We start from the raw sequence: 13,862 nt of genomic DNA on the forward strand, positions 1-13,862 counted from the left end.
TCACGCCGTGGACGTCAAAGGAACTAGTGCAATTGTCACCGGCGGAGCATCTGGCATCGGCGCCGCGACTTCCCGGCTGCTGGCATCCAAGGGAGCCCGCGTCGTCGTAGCCGACCTGCAAGCCGACCGCGGTCAGGAGCTCGCACACGAAATCGGTGGCGTGTTCGTCAGCGTCGATGTCACCGACACCGGCCAGATCGAAGACGCCGTGAACACCGCAGTCGACCTCGGTCCGCTGCGCGTGCTCGTCAACTCGGCGGGGATCGGTTGGGCGCAAAGGACTATCGGCAAGGATGGCGAGTTCGCGTCTGCGCACAACCTCGACGCCTACAAGAAGGTGCTGGCCATCAACCTGGTCGGCACGTTCGACTGCATTCGGCTCGCGGCGACGGCGATGAGCCGGCTCGATCTCACCGAGTCCGGCGAACGCGGTGCCATCGTCAACATGACCAGCGTGGCGGCATTCGACGGACAGATCGGCCAAGCTGCCTACTCGTCGTCCAAGGGCGGCGTCGTCGGGCTGACCCTGCCGGTGGCGCGTGACCTCGCCGCTGTCGGAATCCGGGTGAACACCGTGGCCCCGGGCCTGATCGACACGCCGATCTACGGCGAAGGGCCGGACTCGGAGGCCTTCAAGGCCAAGCTCGGCGAATCGGTTCTCTACCCGCGCCGGCTGGGCAAACCGGAAGAGCTGGCGTCGATGGTGGTCGAACTGATCACCAACTCCTACATGAACGCCGAAGTGGTCCGGGTCGACGGCGGAATCCGGATGCCACCCAAGTGATCTAGCGCCGCGCCCAGGGCGCTCCGCAGTGCGCCGCCGTGGTCGGCGGCGAGTCGCACGACCCAGCCCGCCCCGTTCGGCAGGTCGCTCACTCCGGCCAGCGCCGGTGCGGCGGCAGCTTCGATGGCCGGGGTCGCCGCGGTCATCGCGGTGTCCAGGTCGTCGCCGATCACGAATACCGTCGCAAACGCCGTGGGAGCGCGCCGGACCCGGGGCATCGCGTCGAGCAGTTGCGCATCGAGCGCGAGCAATCCCCCGTCATCACCGAAGATCTCGACGGTGGACTCGTAGCTGCCGAACATGTCGTGGCTCAGGTCCGGGTGCAGCACCACGGCGTCGACGAGGACCGCGCGTCCGCCCGGCGTCACGCAGACCCGGGTGTGCTGACGGTAGTGCGCGTACGGGGTCAGGATGCGCGGCGAGGCGTCGAGCAGCAGCCGGCCGGTCGCGTCCACCCACACCTCGGTCTCCTCCGCGGCCGGCTCGCCGCCCGGGACGCCGGCGACCATCGTCGCGCCCTGACCGCGCACCACCGCCGACCCGCCGTCGCCCACACCGATCCGCTGGGTAACCACGTCGCCGGGGATCAAGGTCCCGGCCGCGTTCTGCACAGTCACCGATCCGACCGCCGGCTGCGCGCTGTCGGGGAACACCCGTCCGATCAGCAGCGGCCACCGGTATCGGCGGCGGGTCAGCGCGGTGCGGCCGCCGACATCGGCGAACTCCAGGTCCAGCGACCTGCGGGCGCTACCGGTCACACGAACAGCACTTCGCGTTCGAGCACGTCCATTACCGTGTCCAGCCCGTCGCCGCCGCGCGCGCTGATCGCGACGACGGGGCGGCCCGCCCGCACCTCGTCGGCCTCCTTCAGCATCAGCGGCAGGTCCACACCGACATACGGCGCGAGATCAACCTTGTTGACCACCAACAGATCACAACGCAACACGCCCGGGCCCCGTTTGCGCGGGATGTCGTCGCCACCGGCCACATCGATCACGAACAGCCAGTAGTCGACCAGGTCGCGGGAGAAGGTGGACGCGAGGTTGTCCCCGCCCGATTCCAGCAGGATCATCTCGGTGTCGGGGAACTCGGCCTCCAGCGCGTCGGCGGCGGCGACGTTCAGCGACGGGTCCTCCCGGATCACGGTGTGCGGGCACCCGCCGGCCTCGACGGCGCGGACCCGCCGCGGATCGATCAGCCCGGACCGGCGCACGCGTTCGGCGTCCTCGGCGGTGACCAGGTCGTTGGTGATCACCGACAGCACGCGTCCGCGGGCGGCGAACCCGGCCAGCAGCGCCTCGACGAGCGCGGTCTTGCCCGACCCGACGGGGCCGCCGATGCCGATCCTCGCGGCCCTCATCGCAGCAGGTACTTCCGCGAGAACGGCACGGTCGCAGCGGGTTCGGCGGTGAGCAGCTCGCCGTCGGCGCGGACGTCGAACGTGCGCGGGTCGACCTCGACGTGCGGCAGCGCGCTGTTGCGCACCATGTCACTCTTGCGCAGACCGCGGACCGAGGAGATGGGCAGCACGTTCTTGCGCAAACCGAGCCGCTGCGGCACACCCGCGTCGACGGCCAGCGACGACATGAACACGAACCCCAGCTCGGCGGCGGCGTCCCCGAGCGCGCCCCAGTTCGCCCGCTGGATCACCGGCTCCGACGACGAGATGGACCCGGCGGCGTCCCCGAGCGCGGCCCACGCGACGAACCCGTTCTTGAGCACCACCTTCGGTTTGACGCCGAAGAACGCCGGATGCCAGATGACCAGATCGGCGACCTTGCCCACCTCGACGGAGCCGATGTGCGCCGCCGCCCCCACCGAGAGCGCCGGATTGATCGTGAGTTTGGCGATGTAGCGCTTGACCCGTTCGTTGTCGGCGGCCGCGGTCGTCTCCTCCGGAAGCCGGCCAACCCGCTGCTTCATCACCGACGCCAGCTGCCAGCAGTTGGCAATGTTCTCCGCGACCCGGCCCATGCCCTGGGTGTCGCTGCCGAAGATCGAGATCGCGCCCATGTCGTGCAGGAAGTCCTCGGCGACCATGGTCTGCGGCCGGATCCTCGCCTCGGCGAACGCGACGTCCTCCGGGACGTCCCAATTCATCAGGTGCGCCAGCATCGTCATCGGCACGCCCTCGTCGAGCCCGCCGAGGGTGTACGGGTTCGTCGGGTTCGTGGTGCCCGGGATGACGTTGTCGTAGCCGACGCAGCGGATCAGGTCCGGCGCATGTCCCCCGCCCGCGCCCTCGACGTGGTACAGGTGGATGGTCCGGTCACCGATGGTGGACATGGTGGTCTCGGAGAAGCCGAACTCGTTGATCGAGTCGGTGTGCAGGTGCACCGCGAAGTCCGCGGAGTCCGCAGCCACCAGCGTCTGGTCGATGATCGCCGGTGACGCCCCGAAGTCCTCGTGGATCTTCACCGCGCCGGCCCCGGCAGCCACCATCTCGAGCACCGCGGCGGGATCCGAGGAGCCACGTCCGAACGGGACGTAGTTCATCGGCGTGTACTCGCCGGCCTTGAGGAACAGGCCGAGGTTGCGCGGCCCGCCGGTGGCGACCTCGAACGTCGGCCCCAGGGAGCCGCCGATCAGCGTGGTCGTTCCGGTCGACAACGCGTGCTCGGTCTGCTGCGGGGAGATCAGATGCGCGTGGGTCTCGATGGCGCCCGCGGTGACGATCATGCCTTCGGCGGGGATCGGCGTGGTCGCGGTTCCGACGACCATGCCGGCGGTGACACCGGGCATGGTGTCGGGGTTACCGGCCTTGCCGATGCCGACGATGCGCCCGTCGCGGATCCCGATGTCGGCCTTGACGATCCCCGTCACCGCGTCGATGATCAGCGCGTTCATGATCACGTAGTCCAGCGCCCCGTCGGCGACCCTGGTCGACGGCCGGTAGCCTTCGCCGTCCCGCACGCTTTTTCCCGCGCCGCTGAGCAGTTCGTAGCCCGGCACGGTGTGGTCGTGCTCGACCTCGACGAACAGTTCGGAGTCGGCCAGCCGGACCCGGTCGCCGGTGGTGGGGCCGAACGCGCGGGCATAGGCCTTACGGTCGATCGCGGTCATGACAGTCCACTCACCGCGTGCTCCAGCGCGCCGTCGGCGTCCAGGGGCCCGTCCACAGTGCCGGAGAACCCCTGGATGACGCGCGCGCCGGCCATCGGGACCAGGCGCACCTCGACGGGGATGCCGGGTTCGAAACGCACCCCGGAGCCCGACGGAATGTCGAGCTTGTGGCCCCACGCCGCACGCCGGTCGAAGTCCAGTGCCGCGTTGGTCTCGAAGAAGTGCGACTGGCTGCGCACCTGGATGTCGCGATCGCCGCGGTTGACCACGGTGAGCGCGATCCGCGGCGCACCGGGGAACAGTTGCACGGGTTCGTCGCCGACGATGACCTCACCGGGCCGGATCGCGTCCTGGCCCTGGGTGATCGGATCGATCAGCGTCACCAGTTTGGTCCCGTCGGGGAACGGCGCGTCCACCGCGACGATGCCCACCATGTCGGGGACCCCGGGCTCACACTGCGCGGCGCCGAGCAGCCCGGAGGCGTGGTCGATCACCTCGTCGTAGGCCAGGTTCTTGCGCGCGGCCAACAGCACCTCGTCGACCAGCAACGCCACCGCCTCCGGGTGGCTGAGCAGCACACCCTCGCGCAGGTTGCGCCGGGCCAGTTCCGCGGCGCTGAACACAGTCAGCCGCTCGAGTTCGGTGGGCGTCAGGTTCATCTCTCTCCTCAACTGGCGAACAGGCGCACGCCGTCGCCGCGACGTTGCGCGGCGATGTCGGCGTAGGCGGTGAACGGGGCGGGGGTGGTGCGCGGCCGCAGGGCCAGCACGTCGAGCAGATGCGGGGTCAGCGTCGTCGCGATCCGCTGGGCGCCGAGGTGCCCGATGATCCCCAGACGTAGTGCGGCGCCGGTGATTCCGGACAGCACCTGCCATATCGCCACCGTCTCGGCGGTGGCCAGGGTCAGTCCCGCGGCGCGCAGGCACACCGCCTGCACGACCGGCAGGTGCCCGGGAGCGGTGCCGGCCAGGACCCGGTCACGGTAGTCGGCCACCTCCCCTGCCCCGGCGCGGACGACCGCGGTGAACGTGGCCAGCGTGGCCGCGCCCGCCCGGCGGGAGGCTTCCCGCAGCACCGACATCGTGGCGCAGGCCTCGGCGAGCAGGTCGACTTCGGCCGGGTCGGCGGCCCACGCGCTGCGCAGCAGCACCCGGTCACAGTGGTGCCACCGGCCGTGCAGCTGCTCGGCGGTGAACGCGGTGACGTCGTCCTCGTCGCACACCAAGCCGTCGCGGTGCGATCCCTCCAGACCCGACGAGAACGCGAAGCCCCCTGACGGAAAGGCGCTGTCGGCGAACCGGATCGCCGCGAGCAGCTGTCCGGTGTCAGTCATCGACACGCTCGACGCGGCCGCTGTCCAGCAGATCGGCGATGCGGGCCGTGTAATCCGGCTCCGCGGACTCCAGGTGCACCACCAGCCTGTCGTCGTCCCGGTCGACCTTCCAGTGCAGATGCCCGGCGAGGAAGCCCAGCTGCAGCGCGGCCCCGACGTCGCAGGCCCGCAACGTCATCCGGGTCGGTGCGCCCGCACGCACCACGACGGCCCGGTCGGCCTCCAGCAGCAGCACCGCCCCGTCGGCGAGGCCGGTGTCACCGGTCAGCGCGACGGCATAGTCGACGCCCGCGTCGGAGGTCACCCTCAACCGCCTGCGATCCAGGTCGTAGACGTCGAGGTGCACGTACTCCACGGCATGCTGGTGGCGCAGCTCCTGCAGCCGGGAAGCGACGGCGTCGTCGTGGACCCACCCGACGACGCCGTCCAGCAACCGCACGTCAGGCCGCTTCTGCGGTGACCGGGGCGATCCGGCCGACGACGTCCGAGTTCTGTTCCAGCGCATAGCCGACCTGCAGGATCTCCGGCTCGGCGAACGGCTTGCCGAGGATCTGCACGCCGAGCGGGAGACCGCCGGAGGTGAAGGCGGCGGGCACCGACAGCGACGGCAGCCCGGTCACGTTGGCCGGCGCCGAGTAGCGCACGTACGCGGCCGTCGCCGCCTCGGCCGTGCCGTCGGGCCACGTGATGAACGGATCGGATCGCAGCGTCGCCGGGCCGACCAGGGTGGGTGCGAGCAGCACGTCGATGCTGTCGAACATGTCCCGCCACGCGCCCTGGATCAGGGTGCGCAGCCGCAGCGCGTTGACGTAGTCGGTGGCCAGTTCGGCGGCGCCGACCTCCAGCAGCGTGCGCACCTCGTCGGTGAACTTCTCCGGCGAGTGGCGCAGGTAGTCGTGGTGGTAGGCGGCGGCCTCAGGCATCATGATGGCCCACTCGGTCGGGATGATGTGTTCGGCCAGCGGGATCTGCACCTCGACCAGTTCTGCGCCCAACCCTTCCAGCAGCGCGGCCGCCGTCGCGGCCGCGGCGGCGGCCTCGGGGTCGATCTGCTGGGTGTAGTAGTTGGTCGGGATGCCGATCTTCTTGCCGGCGACCCCGGCGTCGATGCCGTCGGCCATGTCGGGCACCGGCCGGTCGACGGTGGCGGGGTCGCGCCGGTCGTAGCCGGACATCGCGGTCATGACGAGCGCGGAGTCGATCACGTTGCGGCTCAGCGGGCCGACGTGGTCCAGCGACCAGGACAGCGACGCCACCCCAACGCGGGAGGCCCGCCCGTAGGTCGGTTTCAGCCCGACGGTGCCGCACAACGCCGCCGGGATGCGGATCGACCCGCCGGTGTCGCTGCCCAGCGCGACGTGCACCACGCCCGCGCCGACTGCGGCACCGGATCCGCCGCTGGACCCGCCCGGGGTCCGGTCCGGCGCCCACGGATTCCCCGAAGTCGGTGTCGTTGCGCCGTAGGCGAATTCGTGCGTGTGGGTCTTGCCGATCAGGATCATCCCGGCGTCGAAGAGTTTCGCGACGGACACCGAGTCGGCCTCGGGGACATAGGTGTCCCGCTGCGCGGAGCTCGAGGTGGTCTTCACCCCGGCGGTGTCGTAGAGGTCCTTGACACCCAGCGGGATGCCGTGCAGGGGCCCGCGGTAATTGCCGTCGGCGATCTCCTTCTCGGCGATCTTGGCCTGCTCCAGCGCGATCTCGGGGGTGGTGGTGACGAACGCGGTCAGCGCGGGCTCGGTCTCCTCGAGCCGCTGCAGCGACGAGCGGGTGACCTCGACCGGTGAGACCTCCTTGGCCTTGATCTTCGCCGCGACCTCGATGAGCGGGAGTTCGTACAGTTCCATCAGTGTGTGCCTTTCTCAGTACCAGCCGGCGTTGAACCCGACCGCGGGGACGGTTTCGCCCAGCCCGTCGACCGAGGCACGGCGGATCAGCGCGAGGGTGGATGCGTAGGTCTCGTAGTGCTCGGCCAGCCGCTCCGGCGCGACGGTCAGGCCGGCGTACTCGAACACCGCGGAGATGTCCTCCGCGGACGGCTCGGGGGTGGTGTCGGACATGGGATCTCCTCGGGGTTGTGGTGGTACGTCACCTCGGCTGGGTCACGTCAAAACCGGCACACGGACGCCGCCGGCGAGCGTCTCGAAACTGCGCCCCGCACCGAGCACCGTCGCGTCGGCCCCGGGGCGGGCCATCAGCTGCAGGCCGATCGGCAGTCCGTCGGTGCCGAAGCCCGCGGGCACGGTCAGCGCCGGCATCCCGGTGACGTTCGCGGGCACGGTCAGCGCGTTGATGCCGTCGAGAATTCGCACGGTCGTGCCGCCAAGCTCGACCTCGGTCGAACCGTACGGCGGCGCGGTCATCGCAATGGTGGCCGACACCAGCACGTCGACTTCGGCGAACATCGCGTCCATGCCCGCGATGACCGCGGTCCGGGCGCGCAGCGCCTCCAGGTACTCGACACCGGTGTAAGCCGCGCCGACGGCCAGCGCCTGCTGGACGTCGTCACCGAACTTGTCGGGGCTCATGCCGGTCTGCGCCGCGTGCCAGGTGGCGGCCTCGACCCCGCAGACCACGTTGACCACGTGCGGGCACAACTCGACGTCGGTGAACTTCACTCGGCGGATGGTCGCGCCGGCGCGTTCCAGGCTGCGAACCGCGTCGTCGAAGGTCGCGGCCACGTCAGGGGCGAGCCGGTCGCAGAAGTACGGTTCGGCGACCCCGATGGTCAGACCGTCCAGGCCGCGGTCGAATTCGCTGCGGAAGTCCGGCACCGGCGCGGCGTTGCTGTACGGGTCGGCCGGGTCGTGGCCGGCGATCACCTCCAGCAGCGCGACGGTGTCCTCGACGGTGCGGCCCAGCGGTCCGGTGTGGTCGAGTGTGGAACTGAGTGCGCTGACCCCGCGCCGACTCACCGTGCCGAACGTCGGCTTGTGGCCGGTGACCCCGCACAGCGCAGCCGGGATGCGGATCGATCCTCCGGTATCGGTGCCCAGCCCGGCGGTCGTCACCCCCGCGGCGATGGCCGCGCCGGTGCCACCGCTGGAGCCGCCGGGGATGCGGTCCAGCGACCACGGGTTCCGCGTCGGCGGGGTGCAGACGCCGTAGGCGTACTCGTGGGTGGTGGTCTTGCCCAGGATGATCGCGCCGGCCGCCCGTATCCGCCGCACCGCCTCGGAGTCCTCCGTCGCCAGATGCTCTGGGGCGCCGAGCGATCCGTTGCCGGTGCGGTAGCCGCCGACGTCATAGATGTCCTTGACGACCACGGGGAGCCCGGCCAGCGCTCCCGCCGGGCCGGTCTCGCGCTGGCGCTGGGCCACGGCGAGCGCCTCGTCGGCGAAGACCGCGGCGAAGGCCTGCACCTTGTCCTCGGTCCGGGCGACCTGGGCCAGCGCGGCGCGTACCGCGTCGACGGGGTCGGGTGCGGTGGCGGGCTCGGCGGCGAGCACTTCGGTCATGGTGTCCTTTCAGCCGGCGGCCGCGGCCAGGTCCGGTTCGAGCACGGCGTCGACGAGCTTGCGGGTGATCTCGGTGCCGGGGTCGGTGAGCAGCTGGTCCACCGGGCCGGACTCGACGAGCCTGCCGTGGTCCAGCACGCCTGCGTGTTCGCACATGTGCTCGACGAGTGCCAGGTTGTGCGTGATCAGCAGCATCGTCAGCTTGCGTTCGCGCTGAAGGTCTTTGAGCAGGTTGAGGATCTGCGCCTGCACGGACACGTCCAGCGCCGCGGTGGGTTCGTCGAGGACCACGAACTCGGGGTCGGTGACCAGCGCGCGGGCGATGCCGAGGCGCTGCCGCTGCCCGCCGGAGAATTCGTGGATGTAGCGGTCGTAGTGCGACGGCAGCATGCCGACCCGGTCCAGCAGCTCCAGCGTCTTCTTGCGGGCCTCGGCGGCTGAGCCGACGGCACGGAACAGGGTCAGCGGGTAGGCGATCTGCGCGCCGACGCTGCGGCGCGGGTTGAACGCCGAACCCGAGTCCTGGAACACCATCTGGATGTGTCGGCGGTAGCGGCGCATGTCCAGGTCGGACAGGCCGACCAGTTCGTTGCCGTCGAAGGTCACCGACCCCGATGTCGGGGTCTCCAGCCGCATCACCATGCGGCCGGTGGTGGTCTTGCCGGAGCCGGATTCGCCGATCAAGCCGAAGGTTTCGCCCCGCTGGATGTCGAAGCTGACCGAGTCCACCGCGACGAAGTCGCCGCGTTTGCCGTCCTCCCCGCGCACGGAGAACACCTTGGTGAGATCGGTGACGCGGATCAGTGGTTCGCTACGCGACATCGGCGGTCTCCTTCGTGGTGTCGCCGTGGAACTCGAACAGCCGCCGGTCGGCGCGCGGCACCCCGCGGGTGGCGTCGTCGAGCCGCAGGCGGGGCACCGCGCGCATCAGTCCCTTGGTGTACGGATGTTGCGGCCGGTTCAGCACCTGGTCCACGGTGCCGGATTCCAGCACGTCCCCGCGGCGCATGACGGTGACGTCGGTGCACACGTGGGCCACGACGCCGAAGTCGTGGGTCACCAGCAGGATCGATGTGCCGAGTTCCCGGTTGATCTCGACGAGCAGGTCGAGGATCTGCTTCTGCACGGTGGCGTCCAGTGCGGTGGTGGGCTCGTCGGCCAGCAACAGTTCGGGCGGCACGACAGGGCGATCGCGATGACGACGCGCTGACGCTGGCCGCCGGAGAGCTCGTGCGGGTAGGACTTCATCCGGCGCTTCGGGTCCGGCAGGGCGACCAGGTCCAGCACCTCGAGCGCTTTCGCCCGAGCGGTGGCCTTGTCGACGCGCTGGTGCAGCCGGATCACCTCCATGAGCTGTGCGCCGATGGTAAATGACGGGTCCAGCGCCGACAGCGCGTTCTGCGAGACGAGGCCGATGTGCGGTCCTCGGATGGCACGCATCTGCTTGTCGGTCTTGTCCAGCAGGTTCTCGCCGCGGAACAGGATCTCCCCGCTGGTGATCCGGGCCCTGGTGGTGCCCAGCAGGCGCAGCACCGCCAGTGAGGTCACCGACTTGCCCGAGCCCGACTCCCCCACCAGCCCGAGGATGCCGCCGTCGCGGACGGTGATGTTCGCGTTCTTGACCGCGTGGACCACACCACCGTCGGTGTGGAACTCGACGGACAGGTTCTTGATCTCCAGTGCGTTGTGCATCAGCTGGTCTGCTTTCGCGGGTCGAGGGCGTCACGGATGCCGTCGCCGACGAGGTTGAACGCCAGCGAGACGACGAGGATCAGCAGGCCCGGGATCGTGGCCACGTGGTAGATGCCTTCCAGCAGAACGTTTTTCCCGTCAGCGGTCATGATCCCCCAGTCCGGGGTGGGTGGGATGACACCGACTCCGAGGAAGCTCAGGCCCGACGCCACCACGATCATCAGCCCGCACAGCGTGGTGGCGTAGACCAGCAGCTGGACCACCACGTTCGGCATCAGCTCACGGAACATCAGCAGCACCGGGTTGGCGCCGTAGGCGCGGGCGGCCTCGATGTAGTCCTTGGACGATTCCTGAACGGTGGCGGTGTAGGCGACCCGCGCCATGTACGGGATCAGCGTGATACCGATCGCGAGCATCACGTTGCCCAGCCCGGCGCCCAGCACCGCCGACAGCGCGATCGCCAGCAACACCAGCGGGAACGCGAACAGCACGTCGAGGATCCGCATCAGCGTCTCGCCTGCGCGGCTGCGCCGGTAACCGGCGAACAGTCCGATCATCAGCGCCAGCGGGAAGACCACGAGCACCGGGACCACCGCGACGGTCAACGAGTTGCGGCCGCCGTAGAGCAGCCGGGTCCAGATGTCGCGGCCCTGCCCGTCCAGGCCCAGCAGGTGGCCGTCGGTGCCGACGCCGGCCAGCCGGTTGACCGGGTCACCGGCCACCGGGCTGTAGGGCGTCAGCAGCGGCGCGAACACCGCAGCCAGCGCCACCAGGACCAGCACGCCCAGGGATACCACCGCCCACTTGTCGCGCCCGAATGCGCGTACCGCGAGACGCCACTGTGGCTGCGACGCATCGGATTCGGTGCGCATGTCGCCACCCGCGGGGGCGCGGCGGGCCCCGACCAGGGAGCGGCCCATCCCGACCGCGGCATCGGTCATTGCACTCATGCTGTGGCCTTCCTTCTGGTGCGCGGATCGAGCAGGCCGACCGCCGTGTCGGCGAAGAGGTTGATGATCACGAACGCCAGCGCGATGAACAGCACACCGGCCTGCACGACCGGGATGTCGCGCTGGGTGATGGAGGTGTAGAGCTGCTGACCCAGACCCGGCCAGCCGAACACGACCTCTACGAACACCACCCCGCCCAGCAGGTAGCCGACCTGCAGGCCGATCACATTGACCACCGGGGGCAGCGCGTTGCGCAGCGCGTGGCGCCACAGCACCGACGTCGTCGACAGCCCGGAGGCACGCAGGGTGCGGATGTAGTCCTGGGCCAGGATGTCGACCATCACGCTGCGCGTCATCCGCGCGATGACCGCGAGCGGGACCAGTGCGGCCGCGATGGCGGGCAGGACCAGGTGCGCGAGCAGATCGCCCATTCCGCCGGGAAAGCGCGGGTTGTACATGCCCGACGTGGGCAGCCACCCGAGCGTGATCGCGAAGACGCCGATCAGCAGCAGCCCGAACCAGTACACCGGGACGCTGGCGCCGGCCAGCGAGATGACCATGGAGGCGCGGTCGAAGATGCTGTACTGCTTGTGCGCGGCGATGACGCCGAGAGGCACGGCCACCACGATGCACAGCACCAGCGCGGCGCCGGTCAGGACGAGGGTGTTGGTGAATCTCGGCACCATGATGTCGGTGACGGGGGCGTTGACTGTCAGGGACCGGCCCAGGTCACCCTGCAGCAGGCCGCCGAGATACTCGAAGAACTGGACGGGCAGCGCGCGGTCCAGGCCCAACTCGGTGCGCAGCGCGGCGACGGTCTCCGCGGTCGCCCCCGTGCCCAGGATCGTCACGGCGGGGTCGCCGGGGACCATCTGCAGCAGCAGGAAGACGATCAGGCTGACGCCGAACAGCACCAGAGCTGTTGAGAGCAGCCGACTTCCGATGACACGGGTCATTGTTCGAGCCTCACTTCCGTCAGGTCGTACCACTCCTCGCTGGCCGACACGAAGCCGGAGACGTAAGGCGCCAGCACATACGGCGCCTTGTCGTTGACGATCGGGACCAGCGCGGCGTCGTCACTGACGATGTTGTTGGCCTCCCGCCACCACTTCTCGGCCTCCGCCGGGTCCAGCGCGGTGATCGCGTTGTTCATCGCCTCGTCCAGTTCGGGGTTGGAGTAGTAGCCGACGTTCGGACCGTTGGGCGCCTGCAGCTCCGAGGAGGTGACGATGTAGAGCCAGTAGGGGCTGGTCATCCCCCAGGACATCTGGGACATGCCGACGCCGTCCTGGGCTCCCCGGGCCCACACGCCCAGGTACGAGATCCATTCCTGGGTCTGGATGTCGAGGTCGACGCCGATCTCGGCCAGGTTCTGCTGAAGGTACTCGGCCATCTGCGCGGGCATGATCTGTCCCGAGCCGTCGGTGGAGGTGATCAGCGTCGTCTTGAACCCGTTCTCCAGGCCGACCGACGCGAGCAGCTCACGCGCCTTGTCGAGGTTGCGTTCGTAGACGTCTCGGCGCTCCACGTATCCGCCGGCCGAGATGGCCTGGACGCCGTAGGCGGGGGTGACCGATCCGCGCAGCAGGTCGCGTGCCATGCCGTCCCGGTTGACCGCGAGATTGATCGCCTGACGCACCTCGGGGATCGAGGTGTAGCGGTCCTTCATGTTGAAGGACAGGTACCAGGTGTGCGGCGGAATGCCCTCGGAGAGTTGATATCCCTCGCTGACGAGGTTGTCGATGCTGTCGGGGTTGGGTACCGCGATCATGTCGACGTCCCCGGAGCGCAGCGCGGCGGTGCGTGCCGACGGGTCCGGCAGCGGCCGGAACACGACACCGTCGATGTTGGGCACCTTGCCCCAGTAGTCGTCGTTGCGGACCAGATCGATGCGTTCGCCGCGGATGCGTTCTTTGAACTTGAACGGCCCGGTGCCCACAGGATGGTCGGCGATGTCGTCGCCGTAGGTCTGCAGCGCGGTAGGGCTGATGATGGCGGCGGAGCCGTTGCCGCCCTGGGTGAGCATCCGCAGGAACTCCGAGAACGGTTGCTTCAGACGGATTCTCAGCGTGTACTCGTCGAGAACGGCCACGGATTCGACGAACTTCCAGACGAATCCGGTCTGGCCGCCCGCGCGGGCCGAGTACATCGGGGACTCCTTGTCCCACATCCGGCGCACGTTGTACTCCACGGCCTTCGCGTCCAGCGCGGTGCCGTCGTGGAAGCGCACCCCCTGCCGGATGTGGAACGTGTAGTCCAGTCCGTCGTCGGAGATGTCCCACGATTCTGCGAGGCCCGGTTTCAGCGGCGGGATGGTCGCCTCGGCGGACGGGATGGTCAGGTCCTGGTCGACGAGTGGTTCGAAGATCTGCCGGTTGATCCGCCAGGTCACCCATCCGCCGGCGACCTGCGGGTCGAGGATGTCGGCCTCGGACTCGATCGCGATGACGAAGATGTTGCCTGTCTGTACGGGTTCCCGTCCGCAGCCGACGACAGCGGCGATCGTGAGCAGGGCGACGGCGCACACCGAGGCGAGCCGCTTCATCGCATGCCACCTGACGGTCGGTAGGTCATCTGTGGGC

16 protein-coding genes are annotated in these 13,862 nt (G+C 69.4%); 1 reads left to right on the forward strand and 15 read right to left on the reverse strand.

The features are described from left to right. Positions 1-7 precede the first annotated feature (7 nt). Positions 8-784: an SDR family NAD(P)-dependent oxidoreductase gene (locus tag C6A87_RS15745; RefSeq protein WP_311113139.1), complete on the forward strand. Its 777-nt coding sequence runs from the start codon at positions 8-10 to the stop codon at positions 782-784. Here the strand turns inward: C6A87_RS15745 and C6A87_RS15750 are convergent. Genes C6A87_RS15750 through C6A87_RS15820 form a run of 15 tightly spaced genes read right to left on the reverse strand, consistent with a single transcriptional unit; the run spans position 727 to position 13,825 of the window. Further along, a complete protein-coding gene (locus tag C6A87_RS15750; protein ID WP_311113140.1) occupies positions 727-1,542 on the reverse strand; it encodes an urease accessory protein UreD in 816 nt (271 codons plus the stop codon). The two genes, C6A87_RS15745 and C6A87_RS15750, sit on opposite strands and share 58 nt — an antisense overlap. Further along, positions 1,539-2,144, reverse strand: a complete 606-nt coding sequence (gene ureG, locus C6A87_RS15755) for an urease accessory protein UreG (protein WP_311113141.1) — start codon at positions 2,142-2,144, stop codon at positions 1,539-1,541. Before ureG ends, C6A87_RS15750 begins: the two co-directional genes overlap by 4 nt. Then, on the reverse strand, positions 2,141-3,847 hold the full coding sequence (gene ureC, locus C6A87_RS15760) for an urease subunit alpha (protein WP_311113142.1): 1,707 nt from the start codon (positions 3,845-3,847) through the stop codon (positions 2,141-2,143). The genes ureG and ureC overlap by 4 nt, the downstream gene beginning before the upstream one ends. Next, positions 3,844-4,506 carry an urease subunit beta gene (gene ureB, locus C6A87_RS15765; RefSeq protein WP_311113143.1) on the reverse strand — a complete coding sequence of 221 codons (663 nt, stop codon included), beginning with the start codon at positions 4,504-4,506 and terminating at the stop codon, positions 3,844-3,846. Before ureB ends, ureC begins: the two co-directional genes overlap by 4 nt. A gap of 8 nt (positions 4,507-4,514) precedes the next feature. After that, positions 4,515-5,180: an urease accessory UreF family protein gene (locus C6A87_RS15770; RefSeq protein ID WP_311113144.1), complete on the reverse strand. Its 666-nt coding sequence runs from the start codon at positions 5,178-5,180 to the stop codon at positions 4,515-4,517. Further along, a complete protein-coding gene (locus tag C6A87_RS15775) occupies positions 5,173-5,619 on the reverse strand; it encodes an urease accessory protein UreE (RefSeq protein ID WP_311113145.1) in 447 nt (148 codons plus the stop codon). The genes C6A87_RS15770 and C6A87_RS15775 overlap by 8 nt, the downstream gene beginning before the upstream one ends. Position 5,620: 1 nt before the next feature. Next, entirely contained in the window at positions 5,621-7,027 is a 1,407-nt protein-coding gene (locus C6A87_RS15780; protein ID WP_311113146.1) for an amidase, read from the reverse strand. A gap of 15 nt (positions 7,028-7,042) precedes the next feature. Further along, positions 7,043-7,240: a hypothetical protein gene (locus tag C6A87_RS15785; RefSeq protein ID WP_311113147.1), complete on the reverse strand. Its 198-nt coding sequence runs from the start codon at positions 7,238-7,240 to the stop codon at positions 7,043-7,045. Positions 7,241-7,282: 42 nt separating this feature from the next. After that, a complete protein-coding gene (locus tag C6A87_RS15790) occupies positions 7,283-8,638 on the reverse strand; it encodes an amidase (protein WP_311113148.1) in 1,356 nt (451 codons plus the stop codon). A gap of 9 nt (positions 8,639-8,647) precedes the next feature. Then, the gene (locus C6A87_RS15795; RefSeq protein WP_311113149.1) at positions 8,648-9,460 is read right to left on the reverse strand and encodes a dipeptide/oligopeptide/nickel ABC transporter ATP-binding protein; all 813 of its coding nucleotides are present in this window, start codon (positions 9,458-9,460) and stop codon (positions 8,648-8,650) included. Then, positions 9,450-9,764 (reverse strand): hypothetical protein, encoded by a 315-nt coding sequence (locus C6A87_RS15800; protein ID WP_311113150.1) that lies wholly within the window; start codon positions 9,762-9,764, stop codon positions 9,450-9,452. The genes C6A87_RS15795 and C6A87_RS15800 overlap by 11 nt, the downstream gene beginning before the upstream one ends. Further along, positions 9,695-10,330 (reverse strand): ABC transporter ATP-binding protein, encoded by a 636-nt coding sequence (locus C6A87_RS15805; protein WP_311113151.1) that lies wholly within the window; start codon positions 10,328-10,330, stop codon positions 9,695-9,697. Before C6A87_RS15805 ends, C6A87_RS15800 begins: the two co-directional genes overlap by 70 nt. Beyond that, a complete protein-coding gene (locus tag C6A87_RS15810) occupies positions 10,330-11,271 on the reverse strand; it encodes an ABC transporter permease (protein ID WP_311113152.1) in 942 nt (313 codons plus the stop codon). Before C6A87_RS15810 ends, C6A87_RS15805 begins: the two co-directional genes overlap by 1 nt. A 5-nt stretch (positions 11,272-11,276) precedes the next feature. Further along, positions 11,277-12,236, reverse strand: coding sequence for an ABC transporter permease (locus C6A87_RS15815; RefSeq protein WP_311113153.1), 960 nt, complete (start codon positions 12,234-12,236; stop codon positions 11,277-11,279). Then, entirely contained in the window at positions 12,233-13,825 is a 1,593-nt protein-coding gene (locus C6A87_RS15820; protein ID WP_311113154.1) for an ABC transporter substrate-binding protein, read from the reverse strand. Before C6A87_RS15820 ends, C6A87_RS15815 begins: the two co-directional genes overlap by 4 nt. Positions 13,826-13,862: the final 37 nt, after the last annotated feature.

The organism is Mycobacterium sp. ITM-2016-00317, from assembly GCF_002968295.1.
GTDB lineage: Bacteria > Actinomycetota > Actinomycetes > Mycobacteriales > Mycobacteriaceae > Mycobacterium.

Coding starts and splice junctions, on each gene's coding strand:
- ureG (WP_311113141.1), bottom strand. CDS start 2,144: ATGAGGGCCGCGAGGATCGGCATCGGCGGCCCCGTCGGGTCGGGCAAG.
- ureC (WP_311113142.1), bottom strand. CDS start 3,847: ATGACCGCGATCGACCGTAAGGCCTATGCCCGCGCGTTCGGCCCCACC.
- ureB (WP_311113143.1), bottom strand. CDS start 4,506: ATGAACCTGACGCCCACCGAACTCGAGCGGCTGACTGTGTTCAGCGCC.
- C6A87_RS15770 (WP_311113144.1), bottom strand. CDS start 5,180: ATGACTGACACCGGACAGCTGCTCGCGGCGATCCGGTTCGCCGACAGC.
- C6A87_RS15780 (WP_311113146.1), bottom strand. CDS start 7,027: ATGGAACTGTACGAACTCCCGCTCATCGAGGTCGCGGCGAAGATCAAG.
- C6A87_RS15785 (WP_311113147.1), bottom strand. CDS start 7,240: ATGTCCGACACCACCCCCGAGCCGTCCGCGGAGGACATCTCCGCGGTG.
- C6A87_RS15790 (WP_311113148.1), bottom strand. CDS start 8,638: ATGACCGAAGTGCTCGCCGCCGAGCCCGCCACCGCACCCGACCCCGTC.
- C6A87_RS15795 (WP_311113149.1), bottom strand. CDS start 9,460: ATGTCGCGTAGCGAACCACTGATCCGCGTCACCGATCTCACCAAGGTG.
- C6A87_RS15805 (WP_311113151.1), bottom strand. CDS start 10,330: ATGCACAACGCACTGGAGATCAAGAACCTGTCCGTCGAGTTCCACACC.
- C6A87_RS15810 (WP_311113152.1), bottom strand. CDS start 11,271: ATGACCGATGCCGCGGTCGGGATGGGCCGCTCCCTGGTCGGGGCCCGC.
- C6A87_RS15815 (WP_311113153.1), bottom strand. CDS start 12,236: ATGACCCGTGTCATCGGAAGTCGGCTGCTCTCAACAGCTCTGGTGCTG.
- C6A87_RS15820 (WP_311113154.1), bottom strand. CDS start 13,825: ATGAAGCGGCTCGCCTCGGTGTGCGCCGTCGCCCTGCTCACGATCGCC.